The organism is Endozoicomonas sp. NE40 (genome assembly GCF_040549045.1).
Taxonomy (GTDB): Bacteria; Pseudomonadota; Gammaproteobacteria; order Pseudomonadales; family Endozoicomonadaceae; genus Endozoicomonas_A; species Endozoicomonas_A lisbonensis.
The window spans coordinates 18,570-35,832 of the sequence record NZ_JBEWTB010000002.1 but is presented as its reverse complement, the minus strand read 5'-3'; the positions used below and the strand labels follow the sequence as shown (position 1 = coordinate 35,832).

The following is a 17,263-nucleotide window of genomic DNA, read 5'->3' as shown; positions in this document are numbered from 1 at the left end:
TATATCACTGTCCTATTAAAGTAATGAAACCACCTGAGGGTGTTCCAGATGTCGCCTTGCCAGAAAATATTCAGGAAAGGCAGATGATGAATAGATAAACAGTGGAAAAGTACGATGCAAGCTTGTACAGCAACAAATCCAGGGATGGCTGCCTATCCATCAGGCTCTTTATCTGAAAACCCAAAAGCAGAATCAGTTACGGCGGCCACCTGTGTAGGCCGCTCTGACACCGCGACGCCTGTAACTGACAAAAAACAATTGAGGGAGTATCTCATCAGTGCCAGCGACCTGCTTGAGGACAACAACCCCACAGGCTGCTGCCCCAGACTTCCAAAACCCATTAAACTTATTGATCAATCCGTTAGCCAGTTCAAAGTACCTGACAAAAGGGCACCTGACATTCTTCCTGACTTTATTGGCTCTCGAAGCGGTCAGAGACTCCACAGAAAAGCCGCAGCATCTAACTTCACATCCATCGAAAATACTATGAGGGTTGAAGGTGTTGATATTAATGCCCCAAGCAAAAAAAGTGGCAATACACCACTGATCAGTGCGGCATTAAATAACCATTGGGAAATGGTTGGTACACTGCTGGATTCTGCGCCTCCCGGGAGTGTGGCAGCGGTAAACAAAATGGGTCAGGATCTGTTGCAACTACTGCTCACTGGCACAGCCCATAAAGCCCTCGGTGCGGACTTCGCGGGAATGTTGAAAAAAATAGTGTCAAACGGTTGCAAGGACAGAGCCTTCTCTGCCTACGCCCTCAAGTTAGTCGCTGAACGATGCGACGCTAGCCTTTTGGATGTAGCACGGAAAGCCATTCCCGACAATTCCCATCATCCGCTAAGAAACAAGCTCTTTGCAGAGAAATTACTTCGGATTACGGCAGGCATTAATTCAGATAAATCGAAGGTGATCTCCTATATTCTGAGTCTTAAGAACTGTGCGGGCTTCCCCCTGGTTGATCCGAATGCTGCATGTGACAGAGGTTTTACCGCTCTGATGAAGGCCAGTTCGATAGGTAAAACGGATAACGTAAAGTGTTTGTTAAAAGATGGTCGTGTCAAAGGCCAAATTAATAAAGAGAACCCCAAAAAGCCCTTTGCCTGGACCGCTTATACTTCTGCCCACTACCATGGATGCCGGGTGACCATGGGGATACTGCGGGATCATGGTGCTATTGCTATTCCCGCTCGCTCCACCCTTGTTGAAGAGCAGCGGGCAAGGGAAGCGCGTTCCAATACCTCTGGTGGAGGAGGTATGGGAGGATTTATGCTCGACACCCTGATCAGTGCTATAACCGATGGCGGCGGTGTTGGCGGTGGCTTTGGTGGATCGGATGACTAGTACAGCTAAGCGGTAAAAACCATGCAACTTTTCTCAATGTCACTCCCGCCTTTGCGGGAGTGACGGCTGTATGGTCATAAACGCTAGAGCTTTAACTTGAACCCTTCGTGAGAATCCACAAAGCCAAGGCTTCGGTAAAAGCGTATCGCTTTACTGCGCAGTTTGTCCGAGGTCAGTTGCACAAGGTTGCACTCTCTTGTCCTAGCGCGCCCGATTGCCCAGCGTATCAATTCTGTACCAAGCCCTTTACCTCTGAAGTCGCTATGAACCCGGACACTTTCAATCAGGCAGCGCCAGGAGCCGGTATGGCTCAGGTAGGGGATAAAGGTTAATTGCAGCATTCCGGCAATGCGCTGGTTGTACTCAACCACCACCAGTTCGTTATTGGGGTCTTGCAAAATGGCAGCAAGCACCTGCTGGTAGCGCGGGTTAACCGGTATTGAAGTATCTTCCCGCAGCTGCCCCAGCTTATCGTCTGCCAGCATGGCAATCAGTTCAGGCAGATCACTGGTTTCGGCGTTTCTATAATGCAGTTTCATTGTCGCTCCCTATAGCTCCCTGTCAGAGCGGGACAGATTACCTTATTTCAGTCGCCTTTCTAACTCTGTCATGGCCATGATCCGGGTGGCGATTTCTTCTACCGAATAATCAGTACTGTTGATGGAAGGGATTTTTTCCTGCCGGTACATCTGTTCAACGCTGAAGACCTCGTGCTGACATTGCTGGCTGGAAGCGTAACGGCTGTTGGGCTTGCGTTCATGGCGAATGCCTGACAGCCGGCCGGGGTGGATGGTCAGTCCAAACAGTTTCCGGCGATATGGTTTGAGGGGTGCTGGTAGCCGTGTTGTCAGTTCGAAATCCTCCTCGGTTATCGGGTAGTTGGCAGCGAAAATCCCAAACTGCAGACCAAGATAAATACAGGTCGGGGTTTTGCCGGAGCGGGATACCCCCAGCAGAATAATGTCGGCTTTGTCGTAATTGCGGGTCCGGCAGCCATCATCATTATCCAGAGCAAACTGCACCGCCTCGATGCGGCGGTGGTAACTGCTGTTGCTGTGGGTCGAACGTTTCTGCCCGGGACGATAGAGAGGGTGCTGACCAAATTCCTGTTCCAGACCGGGCAGAAAAGCCTGGAACAGGTCAATCACATAAGCACCACTGGCATGCATCATGCTGCTGACTTCTTCATTGAGTACAGTCATAAACAGTATGGGCTGAGTACCATCGGCGCTCTGGGACTGCTGAATGGTTTCCAGTGCCTGTGCGGCTTTTTTAACAGTGTCCACATAAGGCAGGGTGACATGCCTGAACTCAGGACCGGTAAACTGTGCCAGCAGGCTCTGCCCAAAGGATTCAGCGGTTATGCCGGTACCGTCAGAGATAAAAAATACATTGCGATGCACAAAAAATACTCTTTTTAATTGTTTCAGGGTATTTCATTTGATAACAGAATCGCACATATTGTACCGGTATTAAGATGACGGGTGTAGATTCTGCTGTCGCAAAAGCTTCTGGCCGGATCTGGAATAAAACAGTAACCGCGTGTTTACGGGAGAAACGCGCCAGAGGAAACGATTGTGGATAGTTTGAATAAGGGTTCCGGGAATTGCTCTAACAGTAGCCCGGATAACAGTGCGGTCAGTCGTGTGAATAGTTTTGTTGCCAGCCTGGACTCTCTGGGTGCCAGTGATGTTGAGCAGGTGGGTGGTAAGAATGCATCTCTGGGTGAAATGATCAGTAACCTGAGTGGTGCCGGGGTTCGGGTACCGGGAGGTTTTGCCACAACAGCAGAAGCCTACTGCGATTTTCTTGAAAGCAACGGATTGTACGATCGTATACATGAAGTGCTGGACGATCTGGACATCAATAATGTGCGTGCGCTGGCAACTGCAGGTGCTCAGATCCGACACTGGATTATGTCGGAACCTTTTCGTCCTGAGCTGGAACAGGCCATTATCGATTCATACCGGATGTTGTGTAATGGTCAGGCAGACCTTCCGGTGGCCGTGCGTTCTTCAGCGACGGCAGAAGATTTGCCAGACGCTTCTTTTGCAGGACAGCAGGAAACCTTCCTGAACATCCGGGGAGCCGACAACGTGCTGTATGCCGTTCGGGAAGTGTTTGCCTCCCTGTTTAATGATCGTGCCATTGCTTACCGGGTGCATCAGGGCTTTGATCATCGCAATGTGGCTTTGTCCGCTGGTATTCAACGTATGGTTCGCAGTGAGACGGGTGCCTCCGGCGTTATGTTTACTCTGGATACGGAGTCTGGTTTTGAAGGCGCTGTTTTTATAACCGCGTCCTTCGGTCTGGGTGAAACTGTTGTTCAGGGTGCTGTGAATCCGGATGAGTTTTATGTCTATAAGGAAGCCCTGAGACAGAATCGCCCCGCGGTTCTTCGTCGCAACCTTGGCAGCAAGGCGATCAAGATGATTTATGGTCGGACCGGTTCGGCGGGTGCCTCGGTTAATACCGTCGATGTTGACCTGGATGACCGTGGTCGCTTTTCCATTACTGACGACGATGTTCTGGAACTGGCCCGGCAGGCAATGACGATTGAGCAGCATTATGGCTGTCCGATGGATATTGAGTGGGCAAAGGATGGTGATGATGGTTTGCTGTATATCGTTCAGGCACGTCCGGAAACCGTACAGAGCCGAAATGGTAACCGCCTGGAGAGCTACCGTCTGCTTGAACAGGCCGAACCGCTGGTGGAAGGCCGCAGTATCGGACAACGCATTGGGCAGGGTCAGGCTCGCATGATTACTGACCTGAACGATATGGACCAGCTGCAGGAAGGCGATGTGTTAGTCACGGATATGACCGATCCGGACTGGGAGCCGGTGATGAAACGAGCTTCAGCCATTGTCACTAACCGTGGTGGGCGTACCTGCCATGCAGCCATCATCGCCAGAGAACTGGGTATTCCCGCAGTTGTGGGCTGTGGCGACGCTACCCGGGTGATTCAGGAAGGCAGGAATATTACTGTGTCCTGTGCCGAGGGGGACACCGGGTTTATTTATCCGGGGCTGCTGAATTTTGAACACAATGTCCGCGATCTTAAGAAGATGCCTGAGCTGCCCTTCAAGCTGATGATGAATGTGGGGAATCCAGACCGGGCCTTCAGTTTTTCCCGTCTGCCAAACAGTGGTGTAGGGTTGGCGCGGCTGGAATTTATTATTAATAAAATGATCGGGGTTCACCCAAAAGCCCTGCTGAATTTCAATGCATTGCCAGAGAATGTCAGACGGATTGTCTCTGAGCGTATTTCCGGCTACAGCGATCCTGTGTCCTTTTATATCGACAAGCTGGTGGAAGGCGTTGCCACCATTGCGGCAGCCTTTGCGCCGGAAAAAGTGATTGTGCGACTGTCTGATTTTAAATCCAATGAATACGCCAACCTGATTGGTGGCTCGCTTTATGAACCGGATGAAGAAAATCCGATGCTGGGTTTCCGTGGTGCTTCCCGCTATATCTCTGAATCCTTCAGGGACTGTTTTGAGCTGGAATGTATCGCCATGAAACGGGTTCGGGAAGAACTGGGTCTTGAGAATGTAGAACTGATGGTTCCCTTTGTTCGCACACCGGATGAGGCGAGACAGGTGGTAGAACTGATGGAGGGTTATGGTCTGAAACGCGGTGAAAACGGGTTGCGTGTGATCATGATGTGTGAGTTGCCATCTAACGCTTTGATGGCGAATGAGTTCCTACAGTACTTTGATGGTTTCTCAATTGGTTCCAACGATATGACCCAGCTGACCCTGGGCCTTGACCGGGACTCCGGATTAATCGCCCATTTGTTTGATGAGCGAAACGGGGCGGTTAAACAGTTATTGTCGATGGCGATCAAAGCCTGTCTGGCACAGGGCAAATACATTGGTATCTGTGGCCAGGGACCCAGCGATCATCCGGACCTGGCTCGCTGGTTGATGGAGCAGGGCATTGAAACAGTCTCGCTGAATCCTGACTCGGTGGTTGAAACCTGGTTGTATCTGGCTGAACAGTCGGTCAATTAAAGCCCTTTCAGGTAGTCTTGTTGTTGAGGAGGAGTTGTTATTGACCCAGGCTAAGGGGAGTTTCCGGGGTCAATATTTCGAGACGATGTACTCCTTGCCCCTCATCAATGGGTGGCAACTGCTCACTTTCTGTCGTATCGGTAGCGTTGCCGCCGGTAGGGGCTGGCTCCACAAACCCGGCGACCGGCAGTACCGCCTGCCAGTGGTTGTTGATGTGAAGGAGAGTGATCGTATTATTCCAGTTGATCGTTGAACCAATAACCTCAGGTGCTACCTGAGAAATAACATTATCGGAATAGAGTGTTCCTGTAAGAACAGGGGACTCTTCTGAGAAGTCTACCGCCAGAACCAGTGTGCTCAAATTCAGCACAGGGGCAATAAGTCGGTGCAGGATTTCGGTGGTTCCCCAGGCTTGCTGACCTGGTCCGTCTACAAGGAAGGTGGCTGCGATTTGATTTAACTCCTCATCATCCGGATCATAATTCGCCATCATTTTTGCGCGGTGAGCAAGTCTGTAGAATAACTCAAAGCCTTCACCCGGATTATTAACCGAATTATCACGTTCGGAAAGAAGGTTGAGCCAGCGCTCAATAGCCTCAAACATACACCAGTGGTTATAGGGGACATTAACCACTTCATATCCCCTGACTCCACTTGCGTACAGAAGTTCGTTCAGTTGATTCTGGCTAAGATCATGGCTTATACCAATCGCACTTTCAAAATCCCCTATTGCGCAGCCATTTGAGTCCAATATTCTGCGTTGGGGATCGTCACCATAGCTACAGCTATGACTCCTCACCCCGCCTTTATGCCCTTCAGGGTATTCCCTATTGGACTCAAATGGCTTGCTCATAACGGGGTTTGAAAGTTTGATTGGTATTATTCCGGAGGGGGGGGAAGCCTGTGATGCTCCGGAAGCGGATACCCCTGACGCTGATAGTTCATTGCGTTGAGTCTTTTTCTTCCAGTAGCGTTTAATCTCCATGGCTCTTTTTGCGCCCTCTCTGAACCCTTCTAATACTTCGCTGAGTTGCAGCTGGTAGGAGGCTTCACCCGTTTCCAATTTTTGCAGTTCCGTTTCAATAGATGAGGATGGTTCTGCCTTAACGGGTTTTTGTTTCTGCGCTGCTTGTCCTTTTCCCTTTCTTCGCACAGCTTGACTCGTTACCTTTTCCTGAAGATGACTGAGTTGTTTCAATACCTTTTTTTCTTCTTCCCTTTGGGACTGCCTCTGTTCAGGTTTCTTATTGTTAATGGCTTGTCGCCTGAGATCCGAGGCTTTATTCAAGGTTATTACCCCGTCCTTTATGCTGCTGGCCAGGTTGTCCTGATCCTCAGCTTCAAGGATCAGAAGGTTCAGGAGTTCTTCGACCTCGCCGGCATCGTAGTTAACCTTTTTTTCCTCCTTGATACCATGCAGTTCATCAATGGCTTCCACATGCCATCGGTAGGCTTGTCTGACTGATTCGATCAGGTCATCGTTAATGGTCGCTATTATTGTGCGAACCAGTTTGAAAAAATCGTCCTTATCGAGTTTTGGGTAGTTTCCGGACAGAACGGCCCATTCTGCATCCTCATAATAATCGTAAGCTTTTGCGAGCAGCCCCCGAAGTCTGCTGGCGGAATTCCCCCAAAAGAAATAACAGTCAGCAATAGAAGACATGATACGCGCTCTCTGCAGCGGGTCTGATGTCATGGAGAGTACTTCCATGTAATCTCGCAGTGCATCTTTATAGCGTTCTTCGGTAAATGCCTGCCTTCCCTGTTCATACAAAGACTGTCTGCTGTCCTGTTCAGTGGTGTTTATTTCAGAGGATGGATCATTGGTGGTCGCAGTGGATAAGGCCGGACTCTGAGGTTCAGGTTTTTTGCCATGCTGTTTCGCGGCCTGATGTCTTTTTTTCCTCAGCCTTTGGGCTTTTTTCTGATTGTCCTGCATTTTCTGGCGAAGCCTGTCTGACTTCCGCTTTTCTTCTTCGGTCCAGATGTCGCCATTCTGCTTTATTTTTTCAGATTGTTTGGCCAGGAAGCGTGCGTTGTCCTGCTTCCGCTTTTCAATAGCATTTTCTAGCGGGGCGGTATCCAGTTTCAGTAATTTTGCACTTTTAATAAAAGAGGTGAAATTTGCCGATGGCAGTTCCATTTGCTGAAGTATATTCACCAGAATACGCAGGGTTCCGTCAAACAGAAGCTGAATTTCTATAAAATGTTCAGGCCCTGCATCGGATAGCTGTTCTTCAGTCAACTGCATAAGCAGCAGTAGTGTGTCAATGTCTCCCATTTCAGTTGCAATAATTGATAGCTCATACTTTGCTGACCAGGCACTGAGCGGCACCATGCCCAGGTCGAATAGACTGTGCTCAGCAAGAAACGAGACAACCCTGCGCAGGTCTTGCCAGGCGTTCGCGACTGCCAGGGTAAATGCCGGTTGTTTGTTTTTGTAGGTGTTAGCAAGATTCACGACCATTTTCAGAACAAGTGTGCAAGCCTGATCCAGTAAGGCTTGAATTTGCTCTTCGTTGTATTTAAGAGTTTTCAGTTTTGGCTTGGTGGGTTGCAGCCCATCACAGAGTTCCGCCAGAAGCTGGGCTGGCAGAACGTCGATGCTTTCCAAACCGCCGCTGGTAACGAGTGATTCGCTTTTCAGACGGTGAAGAAACCAGACGGTGATAATGCGCGAGTAAAGCAGAGCTTCGTCGACAGTGTTGATCAGTTTCCTATGGGTCATTTTGCCGCTGGCTATATAATCCGAATGCAGGTGGATTAAAAGCCGGGTGTAATTGACTAACTGTTCAAGGTCTTTGGTATTCATCAGTGAAACGTCTTTGGTTTCATCAGAAAAATCAGCCAGTTCTGCCTGATAACCTTTCAGGTGGGCTACAGTATCTTTCATTTTTCTTCTGGCAGCCTGAAGGCTGAGCTTTACTTCAGGTGCTGAGCTTTGATTCTCTCTTCTCTTTTTCATAGCAGCCAGAACGGCAGAGTGCATTGAAAAAACTGAGAACTCGATGGTCGTTATTTCCTGTGATGCTCCGTTCTCTTCACTGGGGCTGTTAAGGTTTATGGGTTCAGCAGGACCGCTGCGCTGAACAAGTATAATATCAGTGTTGGCTTGATTTACCGGATGGGTTCCAGAGCCGGCATGACGACTCTGCCCCGGGTAGAAATAGACGGCCATGGCAATATCTACATCCGTTCTTTCATTATCCTGACTGGCTTCTTCAGACTGCTCTCGCTGGGCGTCTTTAACAGGGGGAATCCATCGGGGCTTAGGGGCTGGGACTGCCAGCGTAGGAGATGGAACATAGAAACTTGCGACAGGGTTAAGGATCAATTGCGGGGGTACACGGAAGATAAATGGCTCAACCAGCTGACCAATTCTTACCGTTAACCTGTAAGAGCCGCTCGCAAGTACTCTTCCCACTACGACTGGACTATTAATAGGGTCTGGCTCACTGGTTTTATCTGTATTATTGAAGGTTAGAACTAACACATCATTTGTCGGGGTGAAGTCATGTTCACCAGCCCCGGCTGTAGACATTGAAATAGATGGATTGATATAAATAGCACCGGGTAACTGCGCTTTGAGCTGGTCGTAAGACTCCGATCTTGTAGTACTGATGTTAGATAGCAGTGTTCCAACAGTACCAAATAATGGGTAATAATCCTGGGAGGGGATAAAAGATAGAGCCTCAGCCTGTGAAATAGCATCCGGGTTTGCAGCGATTGCAGCTCGCCCGGCAGGGGTCAGAAAAATAAAATGGGTAGCGTAATCGGTTGCAGTGACACGCAGCCGTCCTGTTAGCCCGTTAAGACGAATTTCTTCCGCAATAATAAAGCTTTCTTCCCCACCAAGAGTGAAAGTTCTACGAGTGATTCCTGCGTAATTCACAGAAATAGCGTTAAATAACCTGTTGCCTTTTGTGAATACAAACAGATAATCAGATAAGCCTCCGTTTGCCTCGTGAGCAGTCAGCATCAAACAGATTGATAATAAAACATGACGGCAGCTGACAAACCGCTTTTTATAGTCCATAGATTCTGGGTTTTGTGCTTGCTGAGAGCCCTGTGACCATTGCATCATCCACAGGTCTCCGTAACAGAAAAATATTTTGTGTGTCAAAAATAGCAGTAAATTCGATTAAAGTGGCTTAATAAGAATCAGTCAGTTTTAGTGAGTGACAGGTATAACGACCTGACCGGTACAATCCATTCCTATTTGTGTTTGAGTTGTATGTGGGTTTCCCAATCTGTCGATGAAGAAGAAAATTTCAAAGAGCATGGCCTGACCATTAACCAAGGTGCATCTTAGACCCGTATTGTTCGGTAGCAGGGACTCTATATAAGAGGTACTGACCTGAAACGGGGCTGAATGTTGATCAATAAGCCTGTACAAAGGTTCCAGATTAGGAAAAACCATTTTTCTGTAGGCGTCTGCCTGCAGAAAATAGTTCTCCGGCTTCAGTCCGGAACAGGTTCCGTGCTTGTGCCATTCGTGTTTAAAGAGAGGGATGCTCTGTGGATATAAGTCCTTTATTGAGGGATGGTCCATAACTGTGAGAACCTGCTGGTCATCAATCTCACAATCCTGACTGCTTTTACATCCCGGGGAGTTGTAACAGTATGAAGGGTGATAGTTGATCAACTTGCTGTGCATGGCGTTGTGCGTCACTTCTTCCGGAAGGTTAAAGTAAGGCCATACACCATGAACATAAAACCGGTTTGCACAACGGTCTTTTCCGTTTTTTAAGCACCAGGTGGGCTGCCATGTCACCGCATAGACATTGAAGTCAAACTGACCACTGGGCGCATGATTTTCTTCTTTTTCCCCCGGGTCTGAAGCGTTTACAGAAAAGGTAAACAATAACGAGAGAATAGTGACAAGACTGTTCACGGATACCGCCATTTTGTGATTCTTAACAGGGCAGAGGATAGCACCTGAACCAAAACACCTATAAATCCCACCATGCGTGCCGCTAATTTAGGTAAGTTCCTACCTGCAGGTCATACAGCGATGAAAGGCGTTATTTTTACCGAATTCATGGAAATGGTTGAAGATAAGTTCTCGGTCGAGGTTGCAGAAGAGATCCTTTCAGCGGCCAACCTTGAGTCTAATGGTGAATACACTTCTCTTGGTACTTATTCTCATGAAGAAGTCCTGAACCTGGTAACGCTTCTCAGTGAAAAGAGCGGACTGGAATTTGGCGACCTGGCCCTGGCGTTTGGCGAATACCTGTTTGGGCGTTTTGCCACGATTCACGCTGATTTCTTTCACGGCGTAAGCTCTGGATTCGACTTTATTGAGAAAGTTGAAGATTACATACATATCGAAGTTCAGAAACTGTATCCCGATGCAAACCCGCCAAAGTTGACATGCACTCGTGAAACGGATGACAGAATGGAGCTTCACTATCGCTCTCACCGTCCCTTTGCCTCGGTTGCTGAAGGTTTGATTAAGGGCTGTGCTGCTCATTTCAATGAGAACCTGACGATCGACCGGCAGGACCTTCCCGGCGTCGGTCCCGGTACTGAAGCTCGTTTCTTGATGGAAAGAAAATCCTGATTCTCTTCACGGTTCACTCCAGAGGAGCGATCTAAAGTCATGGATGCTGAAGCCTGGAAAAAACGTTATCAACGTGAAAAGTCTGCCCGTAAGGCGGCTGAACGTATAGCGGAAGAAAAAACCAGGGAGATATTTTTCAGAAACCAGGAGTTGACGAAACTGGCTGCCAGCCTGGAAGAAGCGGTAAAACAGCGAACCCGGGAGCTGGAAAAGCAAAACTTCAGCCTTGAAGAGCATCGGGACAAACTCAAAAATCAACGACGCATGTTGCAGTCGACTAATCAGGCCCTGGAAGAGAAAGCCATAGAGCTGGAAAAAATCAGCCGTTACAAGTCAGAGTTTCTTGCCAATGTTTCTCATGAACTGCGTACCCCGTTAAACAGTACCATCATTCTTGCCAGACTGATTCTGGATAACTCAGAAGGCAACCTCAGTGCAGACGAGCTTCATTCCCTGTCGATTATTTATAACAATGCCAATGAGTTACTGGAGATTATTGAAGACATACTGGATATGTCCAGGGTCCAGGCTGGCGAGCTGAGCATCCACATGGAAGATGTTTCGATCCATGAGTTATGCCAGACGCTTGAAGAGCAGTTCAGACCCCTGGCTGATGAAAAATCACTGGCCTTTACCATTGATGTAGACACTGATCTGGGTGAATGGATTAATACAGACCGGAAGCGGTTAAAACAGATACTCAAAAACCTGCTGTCGAATGCCTGTAAATTTACGCCGGAAAAGGGGCGTGTGGCTCTTCGAATTTTCAGGGATGTCTGGAATCCGGATACGGATTACACGTCGGAATGCCTGAGTTTTGCCGTGTCTGACTCGGGCATTGGTATTCCCGCAGATAAACAGCAGACCATCTTTCAGATGTTCAAACAGGCCGATGGAACGACCAGCCGGCAATATGGTGGCACCGGACTTGGGTTGGCCATCTGCAGGAAACTGTCAGATCTGATGGATGCCAGACTGACACTGGTCAGTGAAGAGGATCAGGGTGCCACTTTTACACTCTCGCTTCCCCCCGGTTCCCTGTTGCCCGATACTGCAGACCATAACCCGTCCAGCAAGGATAATGATTTCTTTCTTAACACTGTCGAGCCAGACAGTGATGAAGCCTTTAATTTTGACGAACAAACGGTACTCCTTGTTGATGATGATCTGCGGAACAGTTTTGCCCTGTCCCAGCTGCTTCAGAAACATGGCCTGAAGGTGTTGCTGTCTGAAAATGGCAGGCAGGCTCTGGAATTAATGGAGACCGAGCGGCATATCGATCTTGTGGTACTGGATTTAATGATGCCGACAATGGACGGCTTTGCCATGCTGGAGCAGTTAAGAAGCCAGGTCGAGTATCGAATGCTTCCGGTTATTATGCTGACCGCCAGTTCTTCAGCAGAAGACGAAAAACGCTGCCGCCTGGCGGGTGCCGACGACTACCTTTCCAAGCCTGTAGAAGTTCCTGAGCTTCTTAATTGCCTTCATCGCTGGCTGTAGACTGCTCTTTATTTGTCCAGTAGCTCCATGAACAGGGCTTTATCAACATTACCGCCGGTGGCTATCGCCACGACGGTCTGTCCCCTGAACTGAGCCGGATATTGCATCAAAGCTCCCAGTGCTATGGCACCACTTGGTTCCAGTACCAGTTTCAGTTCTTCAAAAGCCATTTGCACGGCTTCTACGACAAAGTGTTCTGATACCTGTAAGCCCTTAACGCTGGTCTGGCGTACCACTTCAAAATTCGCTTTACCGGGACTTCTGGATAACAGGGCGTCACAATGGCTCAGGTTTTTCCCCGGCGCCCTGCTGAGATGATTAACCAGTAATGACTGGTTCATGCCGGCATAACCCTCCGGCTCTACGGCAAACACCCGTGTACTGGTATGAAACGGGTCAAACAGCAGGCTGCACCCTGCCACCAGGCTACCACCACCTACAGGACACAACAGGCTCTGGCAGCTAATCTGCTGTTGCTGTAGCTGCTGCATCAATTCGACACCAACAGCGCTCTGTCCCTTGATGATTTCCGGGTCGTCAAAAGGGTGCAGCAGTATTGAACCATTCCGGGTGGCAATGTCTTCAGAAAGCTTCTGGGCTGCTTCTTCCCTGGAAGGTTCCATCTGTTTGCAGAGTACGACATTGGCTCCGAGTTTTCTTGCGCTGATGATTTTATTTTCCGGCGCATCCGCAGGCATGACCAGTGTCACTTTTACACCGAGAATCTGGCCTGCAGCGGCAAGGCCTCTGGCGAAATTCCCGGATGAGTAAGCCGTGACGCCCTGCTGCTTCTGTTCCGGTGTTAATAGCAACAGGCGATAGATAGCTCCCCTGAATTTGAAGGCCCCGGTTTTTTGCAGTGACTCTGCTTTAACCAGTACGTCGCCATGAATCAGTTTTGACAGTGACTCTGCAACCAGTAACGGCGTAATCCGGGTATAGGCCTGTTGCTGCTGGTACACCTCCCTGAGTGTCGTCGGGTCGGGCAGGGCTGTTGGTGTAGAGGACATGAGACAACCTTTTCAGTCAGATCAGTCAAAGATAGACCCTGATGGCAGGAAGGGGTTGCAATCTGAATGGTAATACCGGATTAGTTTTAATGAATAATTGATCGCAAATGTTAACAAGTGGTAGCATGTGTTTGCGTTCAGTCGGTGTTCTTTGGTGCTTTGAGTTGTACATCTGTTTAAGATGACTGTGTAAGCTGTTGATATAAAACCAGATAATCAGCCTGAATCAGAAGGCAGTAAGTAAGGTTCCACCGGAAGGTATAGAAAAACAATGAACTGGCTAACAAACCTTAACAAAGATCATTCGCTGTACAAAGTAGCCGATGAGTGTCTGCAGAGGGTAATGGAAAGTTACTACCTTATTCAGACTGAGCAGAAAGAAGCGCCGAATGATAATAAAGATTGATAGACGTCTGTTTGCTTCATAGTCTGTTGTCTCTGTATGAAGAAGGCTGTCTGTTGATTCAGGCAGCCTTCTTGCTATTCAGCTCTTTAAAAGCAGCTCTTCAAAAGCACAGATTGCTTTCAGATAGCCCTGGCCTGATCCACAGCGTTACCAATATAGGTGGCTGGTGTCATGGCTTTCAGCTCTTCCTTAACCGGTGCTGGCAGCTCCAGTCCATCGATAAAGGTGGCCAGAGTTGCTTTGGTGATACCGTCCTGACCACGGGTCAGTGCTTTCAGTTTCTCGTAAGGCTGTTCAATGCCGTAGCGACGCATAACCGTCTGAATAGGCTCTGCCAGTACTTCCCAGGAATTATCCAGATCCGCATTCAGCATCTCGGCATTTACCTGCAGTTTGCTGATGCCTTTCAGGCTGGAAGCATAGGCAATCAGACTGTAGCCCAGACCGGAACCCAGGTTACGCAGAACAGTAGAGTCGGTCAGGTCGCGCTGCCAGCGGGACACAGGCAGTTTGGCGGCCAGGTGCTGCATCACGGCATTGGCGATACCCAGGTTACCTTCAGAGTTTTCGAAGTCAATCGGGTTGACCTTGTGCGGCATGGTGGAGGAGCCCACTTCACCGGCAATGGTCTTCTGCTTGAAGTAACCCAGAGAGATATAGCCCCAGACATCACGATCGAAATCGATCAGGATGGTATTGAAACGGCAGATGGCATCGTACAGTTCGGCGATGTAATCGTGCGGTTCAATCTGGGTGGTGTATGGGTTAAAGGTCAGTCCCAGGCTGGTGACAAACTGTTCAGCATGTTCCTGCCAGTTCACCTCAGGGTAGGCAGACAGGTGAGCATTATAGTTGCCGACAGCGCCATTGATTTTGCCCAGCGGAGAGATCGCCTTCATCTGCTGGATCTGACGGCGCAGACGATAAGCGACATTGGCCATCTCTTTGCCCAGTGTCGTCGGAGACGCAGTCTGGCCATGGGTACGGGACAGCATCGGCTGGCTGGCGTGATCACGTGCCAGTTTTTCAATATCAGCTACCAGTTCTTCCATGACTGGCAGAACGGCTTCTTCCATACCCGTCTTCAGCATCAGGCCGTGGGACAGGTTGTTGATATCTTCAGAGGTGCAGGCGAAGTGAACAAATTCGCTGATGGCAGCCAGTTCAGAGTTGTCCTGTACCTTTTCCTTGATCAGGTACTCAACGGCTTTCACATCGTGGTTGGTGGTGCGTTCGATGTCTTTGACACGCTCGGCATCAGCCAGGGAAAAACCATCGATCAGTTGGTTCAGTGCAACATCGGCTTCTTCAGAGAGAGCCGGAACTTCGGTGATTTGTGGGTGAGCAGCCAGAGCCTGCAGCCACTTTACTTCAACAGTAACGCGGAAGCGGATCAGGCCATACTCACTGAAAATGGTTCTGAGACTTTCGGTTTTAGACCCATAACGACCGTCGATAGGGGATACGGCAGTCAGTGCAGTCAGCTCCATGTTTAAACGCCTTATGATCGCAGAAAGGGCGCATCATACCGAAAAAACATCGGTCTTTCAGGTGTGATGCATGAAAAAAGATGTATGAAAAAGGCTAAAAAGTAGTCGATGGTCAGAGTTGCTTCAGACCGTCCAGCAATTTTTTGCGGTTCAGCAGCAGATGCCAGCGGCTGCCGCCGGTCTGTCGCCACAGGATAGCGGAACGGATACCCGCCAGAAGCAGTGCCCTGATTTTTTCGGCATTGCTTTTGATTTGGAGGTGGCGCAGGTCACCAGAAACCTGTACACGGGTTCTGAACGTGCTGATGGTATCCAGATAGATGCCCGCAAGACCGGCAATCACATTTTCGTGCAGCAGTCCGAAATGGGAGACTTGTTCCCCGGCACGGGTGAGGCGCTGACTGATTTCCTGCAGCATGTTGCCATTGCGACTGAGTTTACGCTCAAGGTGGATCAGGGTGAGGGCATAGCGAACGGTATCCCCCTGAATCGCATCACTTTGACGCTCCAGCACGTTTTTAAGGGTCTGTCGTCCCAGTGCCAGTGAGCCATAGCCCTGATAGATGTCTTCTACTGAATCCGGGTTGGTCACGAATACGCTGTGGATAGAGGGAGCCATATCCTCATCCGTCAGCTGACCTGTCCGTGCCAGGCGTTCTACTAACGCGGCTGCTTGAAAAATGCCGGCCAGTGCTGCGGCCTGTTCCTTTGCTGTGTATTGCACCAGTAATTCTCTGTTCCGTTCAGCGGGTCTGCAGGGTGGATGATTTCAGTTCGGGTGGCTGCAGACCCATGACCTTATGCGGCTTTGGCGTCTGCTACTGTCTTGTGACGTCCGTCAATAACGCCACCACCCAGACAGATATCACCGCTGTAGAATACCACGGACTGACCCGGTGTGACTGCTCTTTGTGCCTCATCAAACACCACCAGATAGCGGCCATCGTCCATTTCAGACAGTGTGCAGGCCTGATCCTGCTGGCGGTAACGCACCTTGGCAGTCAGCCTGGAAGGCAGTTCAGGTGCCTGTCCGGCAATCCAGAATATATCGCTGGCGGTCAGAGCTTCAGAAAACAGCAGAGGGTTGTCATTGCCCTGACCGACAATCAGTACATTGCTGTTGAGGTCTTTTTCAACCACATACCATGGTGATTCGGAAGCACCTTTCAGGCCGCCAATGCCCAGTCCCTGACGCTGACCAATGGTGTGGTACATCAGTCCGGAATGCTTGCCAATGGTATCACCCGCTTCGGTGATAATATCGCCCGGTTGAGCGGGCAGGTACTGCTTCAGGAAGTCCCGGAAGCGACGCTCGCCAATAAAGCAGATGCCGGTGCTGTCTTTTTTGTTGTGGGTGATCAGGTCGTGTTCTTCGGCCAGACGACGGACTTCCGGCTTTTCCAGTTCACCCACAGGGAACAGAGTGCGGGCCAGTTGTTCCGAGCCAACCTGGTGCAGGAAGTAACTCTGGTCTTTGTTGCTGTCGAGACCTTTTTTCAGAACCGCCTGACCATCGACGTTACCGCCCCGGGCGTAATGTCCCATGGCGATGAAATCGGCGTCCAGGTGCCGGGCGTAATCCAGGAACGCTTTGAACTTGATTTCCTTGTTGCACAGAATGTCCGGGTTAGGGGTGCGGCCATTGCGGTACTCGTTAAGGAAGTGTTCGAACACGTTATCCCAGTACTCAGCCGCAAAGTTGGCTTTGTGCAGCTTGATGCCCAGTTTGTCGCAAACTGCCTGTGCATCTGCCAGGTCTTCCATGGCGGTACAGTATTCCGTACCGTCATCTTCTTCCCAGTTTTTCATAAACAGACCTTCTACCTGGTAGCCCTGCTGTTTGAGCAGAAGCGCTGAGACAGAAGAATCTACACCGCCGGACATGCCGACAATGACTCTGGTATCGGAAGGTTGTTTCATAGGACCTTGTA

Annotated in this window: 13 protein-coding genes; 5 read left to right on the top strand and 8 right to left on the bottom strand. The window is 49.5% G+C overall.

Annotation, left to right across the window (positions count from 1 at the left end; translation table 11 throughout):
* The first annotated feature begins 114 nt into the window (after positions 1–114).
* The gene (locus V5J35_RS01185; RefSeq protein WP_354009515.1) at positions 115–1,347 is read left to right on the top strand and encodes a hypothetical protein; all 1,233 of its coding nucleotides are present in this window, start codon (positions 115–117) and stop codon (positions 1,345–1,347) included.
* A gap of 83 nt (positions 1,348–1,430) precedes the next feature.
* Here the strand turns inward: V5J35_RS01185 and V5J35_RS01180 are convergent, their stop codons facing one another.
* Together V5J35_RS01180 and ppsR are read right to left on the bottom strand one after the other, a co-directional pair.
* Complete coding sequence (locus V5J35_RS01180; protein ID WP_354009514.1) at positions 1,431–1,886, bottom strand: GNAT family N-acetyltransferase; 456 nt, start codon at positions 1,884–1,886, stop codon at positions 1,431–1,433.
* A 42-nt stretch (positions 1,887–1,928) separates the two neighbouring features.
* The gene (gene ppsR, locus V5J35_RS01175; RefSeq protein WP_354009513.1) at positions 1,929–2,750 is read right to left on the bottom strand and encodes a posphoenolpyruvate synthetase regulatory kinase/phosphorylase PpsR; all 822 of its coding nucleotides are present in this window, start codon (positions 2,748–2,750) and stop codon (positions 1,929–1,931) included.
* 243 nt (positions 2,751–2,993) lie between these two features.
* Here ppsR and ppsA point away from each other — a divergent pair, with 243 nt between their 5' ends.
* Complete coding sequence (gene ppsA / locus V5J35_RS01170; protein ID WP_354011345.1) at positions 2,994–5,363, top strand: phosphoenolpyruvate synthase; 2,370 nt, start codon at positions 2,994–2,996, stop codon at positions 5,361–5,363.
* Positions 5,364–5,400: 37 nt separating this feature from the next.
* On the opposite strand, the gene V5J35_RS01165 is transcribed toward ppsA, so the two are convergent.
* Together V5J35_RS01165 and V5J35_RS01160 are read right to left on the bottom strand one after the other, a co-directional pair.
* On the bottom strand, positions 5,401–9,447 hold the full coding sequence (locus tag V5J35_RS01165; RefSeq protein WP_354009512.1) for a hypothetical protein: 4,047 nt from the start codon (positions 9,445–9,447) through the stop codon (positions 5,401–5,403).
* Between the two features lie 87 nt (positions 9,448–9,534).
* The gene (locus V5J35_RS01160; protein ID WP_354009511.1) at positions 9,535–10,269 is read right to left on the bottom strand and encodes a ribonuclease T2 family protein; all 735 of its coding nucleotides are present in this window, start codon (positions 10,267–10,269) and stop codon (positions 9,535–9,537) included.
* A gap of 60 nt (positions 10,270–10,329) precedes the next feature.
* On the opposite strand from V5J35_RS01160, the gene V5J35_RS01155 reads away from it, so the two are divergent.
* Together V5J35_RS01155 and V5J35_RS01150 are read left to right on the top strand one after the other, a co-directional pair.
* Positions 10,330–10,926, top strand: coding sequence for a heme NO-binding domain-containing protein (locus tag V5J35_RS01155; RefSeq protein WP_354009510.1), 597 nt, complete (start codon positions 10,330–10,332; stop codon positions 10,924–10,926).
* Between the two features lie 39 nt (positions 10,927–10,965).
* Positions 10,966–12,426 (top strand): ATP-binding protein, encoded by a 1,461-nt coding sequence (locus V5J35_RS01150; protein ID WP_354009509.1) that lies wholly within the window; start codon positions 10,966–10,968, stop codon positions 12,424–12,426.
* Positions 12,427–12,434: 8 nt separating this feature from the next.
* Here V5J35_RS01150 and V5J35_RS01145 read toward each other — a convergent pair whose 3' ends face one another.
* Positions 12,435–13,436, bottom strand: a complete 1,002-nt coding sequence (locus tag V5J35_RS01145) for a threonine ammonia-lyase (protein ID WP_354009508.1) — start codon at positions 13,434–13,436, stop codon at positions 12,435–12,437.
* A 271-nt stretch (positions 13,437–13,707) separates the two neighbouring features.
* Here V5J35_RS01145 and V5J35_RS01140 point away from each other — a divergent pair, with 271 nt between their 5' ends.
* Positions 13,708–13,842, top strand: coding sequence for a hypothetical protein (locus V5J35_RS01140; RefSeq protein WP_354009507.1), 135 nt, complete (start codon positions 13,708–13,710; stop codon positions 13,840–13,842).
* Between the two features lie 119 nt (positions 13,843–13,961).
* On the opposite strand, the gene purB is transcribed toward V5J35_RS01140, so the two are convergent.
* The 3 genes from purB to mnmA form a co-directional block, all read right to left on the bottom strand.
* Positions 13,962–15,332 carry an adenylosuccinate lyase gene (gene purB, locus V5J35_RS01135; RefSeq protein ID WP_354009506.1) on the bottom strand — a complete coding sequence of 457 codons (1,371 nt, stop codon included), beginning with the start codon at positions 15,330–15,332 and terminating at the stop codon, positions 13,962–13,964.
* Between the two features lie 112 nt (positions 15,333–15,444).
* Positions 15,445–16,056 (bottom strand): high frequency lysogenization protein HflD, encoded by a 612-nt coding sequence (hflD, locus tag V5J35_RS01130; protein ID WP_354009505.1) that lies wholly within the window; start codon positions 16,054–16,056, stop codon positions 15,445–15,447.
* A gap of 74 nt (positions 16,057–16,130) precedes the next feature.
* On the bottom strand, positions 16,131–17,252 hold the full coding sequence (mnmA, locus tag V5J35_RS01125) for a tRNA 2-thiouridine(34) synthase MnmA (RefSeq protein ID WP_354009504.1): 1,122 nt from the start codon (positions 17,250–17,252) through the stop codon (positions 16,131–16,133).
* Positions 17,253–17,263 lie beyond the last annotated feature (11 nt).

Excerpts from the sequence above, each read along its gene's own strand:
- V5J35_RS01180 (WP_354009514.1), bottom strand. The coding sequence starts at position 1,886 with ATGAAACTGCATTATAGAAACGCCGAAACCAGTGATCTGCCTGAACTG.
- V5J35_RS01140 (WP_354009507.1), top strand. The coding sequence starts at position 13,708 with ATGAACTGGCTAACAAACCTTAACAAAGATCATTCGCTGTACAAAGTA.
- V5J35_RS01145 (WP_354009508.1), bottom strand. The coding sequence starts at position 13,436 with ATGTCCTCTACACCAACAGCCCTGCCCGACCCGACGACACTCAGGGAG.
- V5J35_RS01165 (WP_354009512.1), bottom strand. The coding sequence starts at position 9,447 with ATGATGCAATGGTCACAGGGCTCTCAGCAAGCACAAAACCCAGAATCT.
- V5J35_RS01155 (WP_354009510.1), top strand. The coding sequence starts at position 10,330 with ATGCGTGCCGCTAATTTAGGTAAGTTCCTACCTGCAGGTCATACAGCG.
- mnmA (WP_354009504.1), bottom strand. The coding sequence starts at position 17,252 with ATGAAACAACCTTCCGATACCAGAGTCATTGTCGGCATGTCCGGCGGT.
- V5J35_RS01150 (WP_354009509.1), top strand. The coding sequence starts at position 10,966 with ATGGATGCTGAAGCCTGGAAAAAACGTTATCAACGTGAAAAGTCTGCC.
- purB (WP_354009506.1), bottom strand. The coding sequence starts at position 15,332 with ATGGAGCTGACTGCACTGACTGCCGTATCCCCTATCGACGGTCGTTAT.
- V5J35_RS01160 (WP_354009511.1), bottom strand. The coding sequence starts at position 10,269 with ATGGCGGTATCCGTGAACAGTCTTGTCACTATTCTCTCGTTATTGTTT.
- V5J35_RS01185 (WP_354009515.1), top strand. The coding sequence starts at position 115 with ATGCAAGCTTGTACAGCAACAAATCCAGGGATGGCTGCCTATCCATCA.